Source organism: Shewanella sp. MF08487 (assembly GCF_050848685.1).
In the GTDB taxonomy this organism is placed as follows: Bacteria; Pseudomonadota; Gammaproteobacteria; order Enterobacterales; family Shewanellaceae; genus Shewanella; species Shewanella glacialipiscicola.
Window position 1 is genome coordinate 52,483 of sequence record NZ_JBOZPB010000021.1, and the last position, 13,053, is coordinate 65,535.

Here is a 13,053-nt window from a genome sequence, read left to right on the forward strand (position 1 = left end):
TATGTTTGTTAAGGTGATGAGGTATTCTTAATCGGCTCGATAACTTATCCATCTCACCCATTAACTCAAGATCGCCGAACACTGCGGGTACCCGATATGAAACTTGGTTTAACATTGGCCCTAATCGCTTGCTTATTTGCCTCTTTTGGCAGCGCGGCTGGCAATGATAAACGTGATGATCGCAATCAGTCTCGCAATCAAGGGGCAAAGAACGAGCAGCGCCGTCTTGCCGTCAACAGCCCAGATCAAGCTGTAGCGATGGCACAGCGCCAATTTAAAGGTAAAGTACTGAGCGTGCAATCTAGCGGCGCGGGTTATCGCGTTAAAATCCTCAATAATGATGGCCAAGTATTTTCAGTCTCAGTAGACGCCGCAACGGGCCGAGTATCGAGGAACTAACGATGCGATTGTTATTAGTGGAAGATGATTTAGAATTACAAGCGAACTTAAAGCAACATTTGCTTGATGCTCATTACAGTGTCGATATTGCCAGCGATGGTGAAGAAGGTTTATTTCAAGCGCTCGAAGTTAACTATGATGCGGCGATTATTGATGTGGGTTTACCCAAACTCGATGGTATCGCCCTGATCCGCCGCGTACGCGAACAGGAACGCGGTTTTCCGATCCTAATTTTAACCGCCAGAGACAGTTGGCAAGACAAGGTTGAAGGGCTTGACGCCGGCGCCGACGACTACCTCACAAAGCCGTTTCACCCCCAAGAACTCATCGCACGCTTAAAAGCGTTAATTCGCCGCTCCGCAGGTAAATCCAGTCCCTTAATTTATAACGGTCCTTTTAGCCTTAATACCAGCAGCTTAGAAGTGCGTAAAAGCGAAGCCTTAGTGAGTCTCAGTAGCTCAGAATACAAGCTATTCGAATTTTTTATGCTGCATCAAGGCGAAGTAAAATCTAAAACGGTACTGACTGAGCATATTTACGATCAAGACTTTGATTTAGACTCTAACGTTATTGAGGTTTTTATCCGCCGTCTACGTAAAAAACTCGATCCAGATAATCAATATAATCTTATTGAAACCCTGCGCGGCCAAGGCTATCGCCTAAAAGCTTTAACGCCCGAGCAAAGCGGCGATGAGTAAACGCGCCATGGCGTGGCAGGTATTAAATTCTCTTAAAACGCGTTTAGTGACCAGCGCGTTATTGTTTATTTTAGTGTTATTGCCCTTGATTGGTATTGCCTTAAACGATGCCTTTACTGAACAAGTTAAAAGTGCAACCAAAAATGAACTCAGCGCCTATGTCTATTCGATACTCGCGGTGACTGAAGTAGACAATCAACGAATCTCTATCCCAGAATTAGTACTCGAAAATCGTTTTAACCTCATTCAATCTGGGCTGTATGCCATTGCGACCACTGAAGATGCCAGCGGCACACAAGCGATTGTATGGCACTCGCAATCTTTTATGGGCATTACGCCACCGCCCCATTTTACTATTCCAGCAACAGGTCAAAGCGCATTTGAGCAAATCACACTCGCCGATAAACCCCATTTGGTTTATAGCTTTAGCGTGAGTTTTGCCAGTCAAGATCAAAACGTACCAGTAACAATCCACATCATTAAAGATGAGCTAGCATTTCAGCAGCAAATTGACCAATTTAATCAACAACTTTGGACTTGGCTGCTGATTTTAATGTTAGTCATGTTAGTGTTTCAACTCAGTTGGTTGTGGTGGACACTGCGACCACTGGCACGCTTTACTCAAGAATTACATTATGTTGAGCAAGGTAAATCGATGCAGCTCAGCTGCCAATATCCCACCGAATTACAAGCCGTAGCGCGGCAACTCAATATTTTACTTAATACCGAACAAACCCAGCGTTCACGCTACCGAAATGCCTTAGCCGATCTTGCCCACAGCCTTAAAACGCCACTGGCGGTGATTAAGAGCCAAGCCGATTTGAGCGAAGCTTCCAGTGAGCAAGTGTCGTTAATCAGCCGAATCATTGGCCACCAGCTGAAGCGCGCTCAAACCGCGGCAGCCGCTTCGTGGCATTTAGGGATTAGCACGAATGAAGTCGCAGCTAAACTGTTGCGTACATTAGCTAAAATCTATCGAGAACCACAAATAAACCTTAGTAGCGAGGTCGCAGCACCAGCAGTATTTAAGGGGGATGAGGCAGATTTAACCGAGATATTAGGCAACCTGCTGGACAACGCCTGTAAAGCGGCAAAATCTACCGTCAAGTTAACGATAACCGGTGATGCCTATCAATTACTGATTTGCATCGAAGATGATGGCCCAGGGATCACTGAAGCATTAAAGAATCAAATCTTTGAACGCGGTATCCGCGCAGACTCTTATCTGCAGGGTAATGGGATTGGGCTTGCGATCGTGCGCGATTTAGTCGATAGCTATAACGGCAGGATCACCGTGTCTCGTTCAGAAGCTTTAGGCGGCGCTAAATTCAGTATCAGCTTTGTGCATTCGGTTTAATTATTTAATTTCAATATGATAAAGCTACCACCCCACTTACCTGTCTATTAAAAATACATTTGATACCGCAAAACACTTTCAGCTTATGTTCATATTCAAACATCTATTATGCCTATAACATCCTCGAATAGGATTATTGGAGCGAATTATGAACAGATCATCTCGATGGAATTGGCTAGTGTTAACGGCGGCATTAGTGGCCTTGCCTTTCACTACCACAGCACAGGCGGCGGGCGTATCGGTGAGCCAAGGCTCAAGCTCAAACCAAGCAGCACTCGAACAAATGCTGGCACCCATTGCCTTGTATCCGGACAGTCTTTTGACTCACATCCTGATCGCTTCGACTTATCCACTGGAAATCGTGCAAGCACAACGTTGGTTAACACAGCGATCTAACTTATCGGTCGACCAAATCATGTCGCAGGCCGACGATCAAGATTGGGATCCGAGTGTAAAAGCCTTGCTGGCCTTCCCCACGCTATTACAAAAAATGGCTGAAGATCTCGACTGGACTCAAAGATTAGGAGAAGCCTTCTTAGAAGATGAAGGCCAAGTGATGAACGGCATTCAATCCTTAAGGCAACAAGCTGATAACGCCAACAGCTTGGCTAATATGGATAACATGGCAATCACTCGTACCAATAACCAAATTATAATTGAGCCGGCTAAGCGCGAAATAGTCTATGTGCCCTACTATGATCCCCGTGTCGTGTTTGGTTCATGGCGCTGGGGCGCGGCCTATCCACCGGTCTATTGGGAATTTAGCGGCTATGCGGGTTATCCCTATCGCCCGCGTCATAACCATGTTTACTGGTCACCCGGGATCCACATCTCCTTCAACTACTTCTTTAGCTCATTCCACTGGCATAGCAACAAAGTGGTCGTACTCGACTACCGTCACTCGCACCGCTATCGCCCACGGGAAAGATATAGCGTTAGCCATGGCGCGCAGCCTTGGCAGCATAAACCAGAGCATCGACGTGGCGTGAATTATCACAACCCCGTCGTCAAGCAACGCTATTACAACGATAACAAATATCGTGGCCGTGACTCGCACTCCAGTGGCAGTAACAAGCACTACAATAGCCAATATTCAAAATCTAATGAACGCCAAAATCAACATGACAAGAGTCGTGACCATAAAGATAACCAGCATAACAATGGGGGTCGTGAGCATGATAAGCGCGCACCTAATTACCAAAAAACGCAGGCCGAGTTAAAGGAACGTCGCTCTGCGCCTATGGTGCAAACGCCCACTCACAAGGATCGTAATGACGCCCAATCAAGACCCGTGCAGTCAAAACCTATACAAGTAAAAGAGCCACAGCAAAGGCAATATCAAACTCGGGAACCTCAATCACGCAATACTGATCAACAAAGGGCGCAGCCACAAAGGCAAGAGAACTTACGAACTGTGACGCCCAGAGTTGAAACTCCGCGCCCTGAGGTAAGACGTGCAGAACCACAACGCAGTCAACCACAGCAGCGTAATGAACCACAGCGCATCGAACAGCCAAGGCAGTCGGCGCCAAAACAACGTGAAGAAGTGAGGGTAAGACCAAGTGAGCCACGCCAAAATGCACAAGCGGCTCGCTCAGTAGAACATAACCAAGGTCGTACAACTCAAAGCCAAGAGCGACGTCACAGAGAATAGGTTCGCATTCTCAACACTAAAAAACGAAGAACGCCATAAATGGCGTTCTTCATTTAGTTAAGCGGCTAAATTTTTAAGTATTATCAATAACTCAGAGCCGTTATAAATTACGCTGGATAAAATGGAAACACTCCTCTGCCACTAAGGGTTTAGAGAAATGGAACCCCTGCGCTAAATCGCATCCCATACCCGATAACAATACCAGCTGCACCTCGTTCTCAACGCCCTCAGCGACGACCGTCAAGCCAAGTTCATGGGACATAGAAATCGTAGCCGCACTGATCGCAGCATCGTTAGGATCGTGTTCAATATCCTTCACAAAAGAGCGATCAAGTTTCAGCCTGTCTAAGGGTAAAAGCTTCAAATAGGATAGCGACGAATAACCAGTACCGAAATCATCGATAGCAAGCTCAATACCATACTGGCGTAATTGCGCTAATAAACGCGCATTTTGCTCTGGATGTTGCATCGCCACACTTTCAGTAATCTCGAGCTCCAATGCCCCTTTACCCAAATTATGTTTCAGCAATACATTGGTGATATCACTAACAATGGTATCTTTTCGTAATTGATGTGCAGATAAATTAACTGCCATGCGCAATTCAGTGGCGCCTGCTGCGCGCCAAGCAGCAAGCTGTGCCAGAGCGGTTTCTAACACCCATTGCCCAATAGGAATGATCATGTCAATTTCTTCGGCAATAGTGATAAAACGGTCTGGTGCCACTAAACCAAGCTCAGGATGTTGCCAACGTATCAGCGCTTCAACACTCACCACTTGGCCGCTATGAATATCCATTTGCGGCTGATAATGCAGTAGTAATTCATTCTTAGCTAATGCTTGCCTCAAACCGGTTTCAATATGTTGGCGCTCAGTGACAGAGGTATTCATTGCCGCTGTAAAAAATTGATAGTTGTTGCGGCCAGCCGCCTTAGCACGGTACATGGCCATATCGGCATTTTTCATTAAGGCTTCAACACTATCCCCATCCGTTGGAAACAAGCTTATCCCAATACTCGGTGATGAATGTAATGCCTGATTATCAATAACATAGGTTTGGCTCAAACCACCACGTAACGCTTCAGCTAGATTAGCAACCTCATCATGATGTGTACCCGATAACACCACCACAAACTCATCACCGCCAAAACGCGCCACAATATCGTGTTCACCAACGATACTTTTTAAACGCCGAGCAACCTCTAATAACAGCTGATCGCCCATATGATGGCCTAAGGTATCATTAATATTCTTAAAATGATCCATGTCGATAAACATCACCGCGATTTGCCTCTGTGATGTTAATGCATCCCGAAACACATCTTCGAGACGCAACTGTAAACTGAGCCGATTAGGCAACAAGGTTAACGAGTCATGATGGGCCAGAAAATGGATCTGTTCCTCAGTGATTTTTCGCGCACTAATATCGGTAAAGCAGCCAATATAGTGGCTGACTGCACCCGATTCATCACGCACCACAGATATCATCAACCATTTAGGAAAATCATAACCTTGTTTATGCCTATCCCACACTTCGCCCTGCCAAAAACCCGTTTGTTCAAGGGCGGCGCGTACTTGGGCATCAATCGCTTTATCAGTGCGTTGCGCCTCTAAATCACGACAATTTTTACCAATAATCTCCTCACGCGTGTAACCAGTAATTTGAGTAAAAGAAGTGTTTACGTCGACGATAATATCGTTGGCATCTATGATGCTAATGCCTTCACCGCTTTGCTGAAATACCTGTGCCAGCAGATGTAATCGTGCGGCAGTGTGCTCTTGCTCAGTAATATCCTCCACAATAAAGAGAATTTGTTGCTCGCCATTTGCTGCCGTTACTAACGCACCATTGAGTCGCACGGCAACAAGGTAGCCATTTTTGTGGCGATAGTGTTTCTGGTAAGGGCCATAACGATGAGTTTGCTTTAAGCGTGTTAGTTGCTCGTTTTCGCTCAATTGATAGCGCAACGGTGTTAACTCCCAAGGCTCGAGCTGATTTAACTCGGCAAGGGTGTAGCCAGTAATATCCGCAAAAGCTTGGTTAATCGCCACAAATTGGCCATCGTCGACACGCTTGAGTGCATGCCCTACGGGAGCTTTATCAAATAGGCTACGATATCTTTGCTCACTTTCAACTAGCGTGCTTTGAAATGCCTGACTGCGGGCAATTTCCTTCGACAATGCCATGGTCTTTTCGGTCACGGTATCGGCGATACGCTGGCGTTCACCAGAAGAGACTAGCGTCATACCACCCACCACTGCACATGCAATAAAAGCAAGAAATAACATAAGGATGGGCAAGCTAAGACTATCACCTATGAGAGCAGCATAAGATTGATAAATCACAATATGCCAATGACGATCGGCGAGCATAAGATCAGCTTGAAAATATTGCCCCGTTTTATCGCTGAACAGCTGTCCAGTAAACTCGGGGAACGTCATTTGAGTGCTACGATAAAGTAACGTGCCACCGTCACTCATATCAGTCAGCTTCCAATCAAATCCTTTGACCGTTTCAACATCGTTAATCACTGTTTGCAAATCAATGACTGCAGAACAAAAACCTGAAATCCCGCCTGATTTATCGAATGTGGGCACTAGGATTAACGCACCACCTGGCCCCTTGGGTTCTTGCATTAATTGAATTTTAGCCGTCATCACTGGAGCTAAGGTCGAGCGTGCTTTCGCAATGGCCGCTGCGCGTATCGGCTCGCTATTAAGATCGAGCCCTAATTCCGCCTCATTGCCAATCAATGGCTGAATATACATGGTTGGCACTAACCAACCATCGGCACTAATCTGCCAGCCTTCAGGGCGAATCACTTTGTAAGGTCTACCAATGGCCGCGCTCGTTGATGCCTCAAAACTTTCCCGCTCGGACGCAGCCACTAACGGTAACCAAAACCAAATACTAAATTCATCCTTTTGCGCCATGTTGCGCTTACCAAACTGCATAAACTCAGTTAACGATACTTGCTCGCTATTATCAAATAAGCTTGCTAATGCAACAACTTGCTGAAAACTAGCTGTTTGGAAATTTTTAATATTCGTGATGACTGCATTGGATTGGATCTGAAACTTATCCTGCAACTGCTGCCGCTGACTTAGATTGGCATAGTAATAAATTCCGACGCAAAATAAAAAACCGACGAACAGAGAAATCCCAGTTTGCATACGGCGTGAGCGCCAAATGGCACGCTGATCAAACAACAACATGGTTAACGGAATAAAAATTACGGCACCCAGCAAGTCTCCCATCCACCAGTTAACGACATTACCCCATAAATCTGAGTGCTGAATCGTGCCATTAGCAAGCAATACACAGTTACCAATAACCGTCGCCACTAAACACGTTAACGCTAAACTCAAGCTGGATTTAATAACGGTACGAGGATTATCTAAGGTGAATAAGGGGTCTATTCGCCCAAGGACATGGGCAGAGAGCACTGCCTGTATACATGAGCCCATGGAGATAACAAATGCCAACCAGCTCCAATGTAGATATCCACCCATATTGATATTAATCAACAAGGAACCCATCAATACACCTACCCAAGGGGCATATTGTTTCCAAAGGAGGCAAGCAGCAATGGCAATACCTGCTGCAGGCCAAATAGCAGCAGAATACCCAGGCGGCAAGGCAATCATCAAGCCCAACTTTCCGACCGCGAAATAAGTGACGGCGATAAAAAAGTTAACCTTAACGTATGGGATAAATGACTTTATAGGTGCTCCCTTCACATTAGTAAGCTCAATAGAGTAGAGCATCATGCACGACTCAAAGGTTTAATCTCAGCCCGTATAAATATTGCAATGAGCACACTGCCATAAGGGTACATTGTCTAATCTATATAAGTAACCTGAACTAGGGATAAGTAAAGTAACTGACATTCTATATTCGTGCCATTGCATATTTTTAGATAACACGCTCTATACTGACCCATAAAGTCCGAATTGTCCCCTTACCGACTCGCAAGTTTATTAACATTCAACTGTCACAAAGAAGCACTATCACCCTTCAGATTGAGTCCGCGGCAAATCAACTTTAGCCAAAATAGATATGCTACCATCATCACACATTTTGTAATTTATGAGACACAGCAAGGTTAAACATTGGTTAAATTGGTTAACAACTGATACTTATTGTGTTTTTATTAAGGTTTTTTTAATGCTTAAGCCATTTTACACAGGGGAACTGCTTTCATTCAATAGCCGCTTATTGGTATCCTCCGGTCGCATAAAAAAGTTGCATGCTGAATGTTTTTCGCTCAGCTAACTCACTCCTTGTTCTGTTCAGCCGGACCCACTCATTGAAATTAGCTATAAGCCAATTCATTGCTGAAAGATTGAGCCTGATAACTAGGTTCTCGTATTTTAGCGTGACAAACTTAACCCTATTATTCGGGTTATTGTTTGTGTTGCCTGTCGCTGACGTTTTATCCATGTTAATGGGTGGCAACATAGATATTGGCGAACTAATTTGTCTAAGCGATGGCTTTTTTGCCGATTTTATCGGTGCTAGCCTGCTCAGCTTATTACTACTCAATCCGCTTATTGTTCAGCAGTTATGGCATTTGATCGATAGCAACTGCAAATTTATCCACAATATAGATTTAACTAACGCTTCACTTTTTTTAGCACCCCCAAGGCTAAAATCCCTCGAACATACCGCCCACGGTTGTCGCGCCCCACCATTTTAACCCTCTGTTTTTAAATTCAAATTAAGCATTAAGCACTGAAAGCTGATCTTCGATTTCGTCGGGATGGCGGCACATTTTGTGTCATTCCTCTTGGATTTCAGGATTTGCGCTCAGATAACGCCGCTTAGTGCGACTGCCGGTTCACGCTTGGCAGAGTTGTAAACCTTAGGGTTAGAGGAATCTTCCTTTGTTAATTCGAAAATTAAGTAAAGCGGCAATCGCGGCAGTAGCACTCATGCTCGCGGGTTGTGATGGCGGTGTGTTGGACCCTAAGGGCCAAATCGGTATCGATGAAAAACACCTGATTATCGTCGCCACCCTACTCATGCTCATTGTCGTTATCCCTGTGATTGCCATGACATTGTACTTCGCGTGGAAATACCGCGATGGCCGTGATCAGGAAATCTATGCGCCTAAATGGGCACACTCAACGGCGATTGAAACCGTCGTGTGGATAGTGCCGATTGTGATCGTAATAGTGCTCGGTGTGATCACTTGGGGTTCGACCCATGATCTTGATCCATATAAGCCTTTAGTGCACGAAGCTAAACCCGTCACGGTTGAAGTAGTGTCGCTAGACTGGAAATGGTTATTCATTTATCCAGAACAAGGCGTGGCATCGGTCAATGAGTTGGCGTTTCCAGCCAATGTGCCGGTGAACTTTAAGATCACCTCTGATACTGCGATGAACTCCTTCTTCATCCCTCAGTTAGGCAGCCAGATTTACTCTATGGCGGGCATGACCACTAAATTGCATTTGATCGCTAACGAGCCAGGCACCTTCGATGGTATCTCGGCTAACTACAGCGGCGCCGGATTTGCGGGCATGAAGTTTAAAGCGATTGCCACTCAGACACCTGCCGACTTCGAGGCATGGGTTGCCAAGTTAAAACAACAGGGCAAGACATTGGACTCAGCGGCCTATGCCACACTGGCTAAACCGAGTGAATACAATCCGGTTGAATATTTTGGCTCAGTGAGCAAAGGGATGTTTGACCAAATCGTGATGCAATACATGCACATGGACTCACATGACGGCATGAAAGGTCACGAAGGAATGGACATGCACGCAGGCATGGAACCTATGGGCACTGAGCACACATCTGACATGGCAGACATGAAAGGTATGCACGACATGGCACATATGGCAGGCGAGCACGCGATGGAAAATACACAGAACATGGCCGACATGGATAGCTCAACACCTTCTGTACCGTCATCAGCACAGGACTCATCCACAGAACCTTTATCCTTAGAGCACTCATCCACTCAAAAAGTGGAGGCGGAGTAATCATGTCATTTCTCGGTAAATTAAGCTTAGATGCGATTCCGTATCACGAGCCCATCATCATGGTGACCCTAGCGGTCGTCGCAGTGGTAGGTTTGTATATCGCAGCCTTGATCACTAAACACAAAAAATGGAGTGTACTCTGGAACGACTGGTTAACCTCAGTTGACCATAAACGCCTCGGTATCATGTACATAGTGTTAGCTTTGGTGATGCTCATTCGTGGCTTCTCCGATGCCATTATGATGCGTACCCAGCAAGCACTCGCCACCAACGGCGCCGCAGGTTATCTGCCGCCGGAACATTACGACCAAATTTTCACCGCCCACGGCGTGATCATGATTATCTTTATGGCGATGCCATTTATGATAGGTCTGATGAACTTAGTGTTGCCGCTGCAAATTGGTGCTCGCGACGTTGCCTTCCCATTCTTGAACAACCTCAGCTTCTGGCTTACCGCCTCGGGCGCTGTGCTGATCAATATTTCATTGGGTTTAGGTGAATTTGCTAAAACAGGTTGGGTGGCGTATCCACCACTCTCAGAGCTGGCTTACAGTCCGGGGGTTGGGGTCGATTACTATATCTGGGCACTGCAGATTTCGGGCATAGGGACGACCTTAACCGGGGTGAACTTTATCGCCACCGTACTGAAGATGCGTGCCCCAGGCATGAAGCTGATGCAAATGCCAATCTTCACTTGGACTTGTACGTGGGCGAACATATTGATCGTCGCGTCATTCCCAATCTTAACCGCTGTGTTAGCCCTGCTGACACTCGACCGTTACATGGATTTCCACTTCTTCACCAATGACGGTGGCGGTAACGCCATGATGTATATCAACCTGTTTTGGGCGTGGGGACATCCTGAAGTTTACATCCTGATTTTGCCTGCTTTTGGTATTTTCTCCGATGTGATCTCAACCTTTACCTCTAAACGTCTGTTCGGTTACACCTCTATGGTGTGGGCGAGTGGTGCGATTTCAATTCTAGGTTTCATCGTTTGGTTACACCACTTCTTCACCATGGGCTCAAGTGCCAACGTCAACGCCTTCTTCGGGGTGATGACTATGGTGATTGCGGTTCCAACCGGGGTAAAACTGTTTAACTGGTTGTTCACTATCTACCGCGGCCGCCTACGTTTAACTGTACCTGTGTTGTGGACACTAGGCTTTATGGTGACTTTCACCATAGGCGGCATGACAGGGGTGTTACTAGCCTTACCGGGTGCCGACTACGTTCTACATAACAGTTTGTTTTTAATCGCACATTTCCATAACACCATTATTGGTGGTGCGGTATTTGGTTACTTAGCAGGTTTTGCTTACTGGTTCCCTAAAGCGACAGGTTTCCACTTAAATGAGCGTTTAGGTAAAGCGTCATTCTGGTGCTGGCAAATCGGTTTCTATGTGGCCTTTATGCCGCTGTACGTACTGGGCTTTATGGGTATGACACGCCGTATCAACCACATTGATAACCCAGCGTGGAACGTGTGGATCTACTTAGCCGCCGTGGGTGCTTGCATCATCATGGTCGGTATCATTCTGCAGTTTATCCAACTGTACGTGAGTATCCGTGACCGCGACCAAAACCGCGACACTACGGGCGATCCATGGAATGGCCATACTTTAGAGTGGTCAACCGCTTCTCCACCGCAGTTCTATAACTTCGCTAAGCTGCCACAGGTTGCTGATATTGATGCCTTTACCGATGCGAAAGAAAAAGGCGTGGCTTATCAACGTCAAAAACACTACCAAGCTATCCATATGCCGAAAAATACCTCAAGCGGTATCTTAATGGCGCTGGGGATCACTGCCGCTGGTTTTGCCGCTATTTGGCACATCCTGTGGTTAGCCATTGTGGGCTTAGTGGGCGCTTTCGTGGTGTTCCTGTTCCGTGCTTATAACAATGACGTCGACTATTACGTGCAACCCGATGAAGTGGCTCGCATTGAAAATGCCCACTTAAACAATGTAGTAAGGGGCTGATATGAGTATTGCAATCCCAGCAGATTTAGAAGTAGCTCACGCAGAAGATCACCACGAACACCATGACACCAGTGGCAACACTCTGTTTGGTTTTTGGATTTACCTGATGACCGACTGCATTTTGTTTGCCTCGGTTTTCGCAACCTATGCCGTGCTCTACATGAACACGGACGGTGGCGTTTCGGGTAAAGACATTTTCGAATTGGACTTTGTACTGATTGAAACTGCCGCCCTGCTCGTTAGTAGTATTACCTATGGCATGGCGCTGATTTTTGCTAAGCGCCACAACAAAGCCGCGACCTTGGCTTGGTTACTCGTCACCTTCGCCCTCGGTTGTGTGTTTATCGGGATGGAAGTCTATGAATTCCATCACCTGATTGAACACGGCAATGGCCCACAGCGTAGCGCTTTCCTGTCGTCCTTCTTCACCCTTGTCGGTATGCACGGCTTGCACGTGACCGCAGGTCTGATTTGGATGGCGATAATGATGATTGAAGTGGTGAAAACCGGTTTAGGTAATCGCAGCATCACCCGCCTGAGCTGCTTAAGCTTGTTCTGGCATTTCCTCGACATAGTGTGGATTTGTGTATTCACGGTCGTGTATTTATTGGGAGCACTTTAATGAGCGCACATAGTCATACTGAAAAGCCTAGCCATGGCACTGACGATCTGGCCGCGAGCATTAAGTCATATCTAATGGGCTTTGTGCTGTCAGTGGTATTAACCGCCATTCCGTTTTGGGCGGTAATGACCCATCACTTCGAGAAAGCGACCACCCTTAGCTTAGTGCTAGTGATGGCGATAGTGCAGATAGTGGTACATCTTAAGTACTTCTTGCACTTAGATTTCTCGAAAGAAGGCAAAGTGAACACCTTCTCCTTCCTGTTTACCGCCCTGATTATAGTCATGGTAGTCGGCCTGTCGGTGTGGATCATACTCGAAGCCAACGCTTTGATGATGTAACGAGAAACAGT

At 46.2% G+C, this 13,053-nt stretch carries 10 protein-coding genes; 9 read left to right on the top strand and 1 reads right to left on the bottom strand.

Going from position 1 to position 13,053, the window contains the following annotated elements:
• Nucleotides 1-96: 96 nt before the first annotated feature.
• The 4 genes from ACRN9H_RS14410 to ACRN9H_RS14425 all read left to right on the top strand — a co-directional run bounded on the left by ACRN9H_RS14410 (nucleotide 97) and on the right by ACRN9H_RS14425 (nucleotide 4,108).
• Nucleotides 97-399, top strand: a complete 303-nt coding sequence (locus ACRN9H_RS14410) for a PepSY domain-containing protein (RefSeq protein ID WP_432314687.1) — start codon at nucleotides 97-99, stop codon at nucleotides 397-399.
• Between the two features lie 2 nt (nucleotides 400-401).
• Nucleotides 402-1,097, top strand: a complete 696-nt coding sequence (locus ACRN9H_RS14415) for a response regulator transcription factor (protein WP_220772059.1) — start codon at nucleotides 402-404, stop codon at nucleotides 1,095-1,097.
• Complete coding sequence (locus ACRN9H_RS14420) at nucleotides 1,090-2,454, top strand: ATP-binding protein (protein WP_432314689.1); 1,365 nt, start codon at nucleotides 1,090-1,092, stop codon at nucleotides 2,452-2,454. The genes ACRN9H_RS14415 and ACRN9H_RS14420 overlap by 8 nt, the downstream gene beginning before the upstream one ends.
• A gap of 148 nt (nucleotides 2,455-2,602) precedes the next feature.
• Nucleotides 2,603-4,108 carry a DUF3300 domain-containing protein gene (locus ACRN9H_RS14425; RefSeq protein WP_432314690.1) on the top strand — a complete coding sequence of 502 codons (1,506 nt, stop codon included), beginning with the start codon at nucleotides 2,603-2,605 and terminating at the stop codon, nucleotides 4,106-4,108.
• A 100-nt stretch (nucleotides 4,109-4,208) separates the two neighbouring features.
• Here the strand turns inward: ACRN9H_RS14425 and ACRN9H_RS14430 are convergent, their stop codons facing one another.
• Nucleotides 4,209-7,877, bottom strand: a complete 3,669-nt coding sequence (locus ACRN9H_RS14430; RefSeq protein ID WP_432314691.1) for an EAL domain-containing protein — start codon at nucleotides 7,875-7,877, stop codon at nucleotides 4,209-4,211.
• Between the two features lie 539 nt (nucleotides 7,878-8,416).
• On the opposite strand from ACRN9H_RS14430, the gene ACRN9H_RS14435 reads away from it, so the two are divergent.
• From ACRN9H_RS14435 to cyoD, 5 genes are all read left to right on the top strand, one after another.
• Nucleotides 8,417-8,806, top strand: a complete 390-nt coding sequence (locus ACRN9H_RS14435) for a hypothetical protein (RefSeq protein ID WP_432314693.1) — start codon at nucleotides 8,417-8,419, stop codon at nucleotides 8,804-8,806.
• A gap of 187 nt (nucleotides 8,807-8,993) precedes the next feature.
• Entirely contained in the window at nucleotides 8,994-10,097 is a 1,104-nt protein-coding gene (cyoA, locus tag ACRN9H_RS14440) for a ubiquinol oxidase subunit II (RefSeq protein WP_432314695.1), read from the top strand.
• A gap of 2 nt (nucleotides 10,098-10,099) precedes the next feature.
• Nucleotides 10,100-12,079 carry a cytochrome o ubiquinol oxidase subunit I gene (cyoB, locus tag ACRN9H_RS14445; protein WP_107402947.1) on the top strand — a complete coding sequence of 660 codons (1,980 nt, stop codon included), beginning with the start codon at nucleotides 10,100-10,102 and terminating at the stop codon, nucleotides 12,077-12,079.
• Between the two features lies 1 nt (nucleotide 12,080).
• Nucleotides 12,081-12,701 carry a cytochrome o ubiquinol oxidase subunit III gene (gene cyoC / locus ACRN9H_RS14450; protein ID WP_432314697.1) on the top strand — a complete coding sequence of 207 codons (621 nt, stop codon included), beginning with the start codon at nucleotides 12,081-12,083 and terminating at the stop codon, nucleotides 12,699-12,701.
• A complete protein-coding gene (cyoD, locus tag ACRN9H_RS14455; RefSeq protein ID WP_006079489.1) occupies nucleotides 12,701-13,042 on the top strand; it encodes a cytochrome o ubiquinol oxidase subunit IV in 342 nt (113 codons plus the stop codon). The genes cyoC and cyoD overlap by 1 nt, the downstream gene beginning before the upstream one ends.
• Nucleotides 13,043-13,053: the final 11 nt, after the last annotated feature.

Coding starts and splice junctions, on each gene's coding strand:
- ACRN9H_RS14410 (WP_432314687.1), top strand. CDS start 97: ATGAAACTTGGTTTAACATTGGCCCTAATCGCTTGCTTATTTGCCTCT.
- ACRN9H_RS14415 (WP_220772059.1), top strand. CDS start 402: ATGCGATTGTTATTAGTGGAAGATGATTTAGAATTACAAGCGAACTTA.
- ACRN9H_RS14420 (WP_432314689.1), top strand. CDS start 1,090: ATGAGTAAACGCGCCATGGCGTGGCAGGTATTAAATTCTCTTAAAACG.
- ACRN9H_RS14425 (WP_432314690.1), top strand. CDS start 2,603: ATGAACAGATCATCTCGATGGAATTGGCTAGTGTTAACGGCGGCATTA.
- ACRN9H_RS14430 (WP_432314691.1), bottom strand. CDS start 7,877: ATGATGCTCTACTCTATTGAGCTTACTAATGTGAAGGGAGCACCTATA.
- cyoB (WP_107402947.1), top strand. CDS start 10,100: ATGTCATTTCTCGGTAAATTAAGCTTAGATGCGATTCCGTATCACGAG.
- cyoC (WP_432314697.1), top strand. CDS start 12,081: ATGAGTATTGCAATCCCAGCAGATTTAGAAGTAGCTCACGCAGAAGAT.
- cyoD (WP_006079489.1), top strand. CDS start 12,701: ATGAGCGCACATAGTCATACTGAAAAGCCTAGCCATGGCACTGACGAT.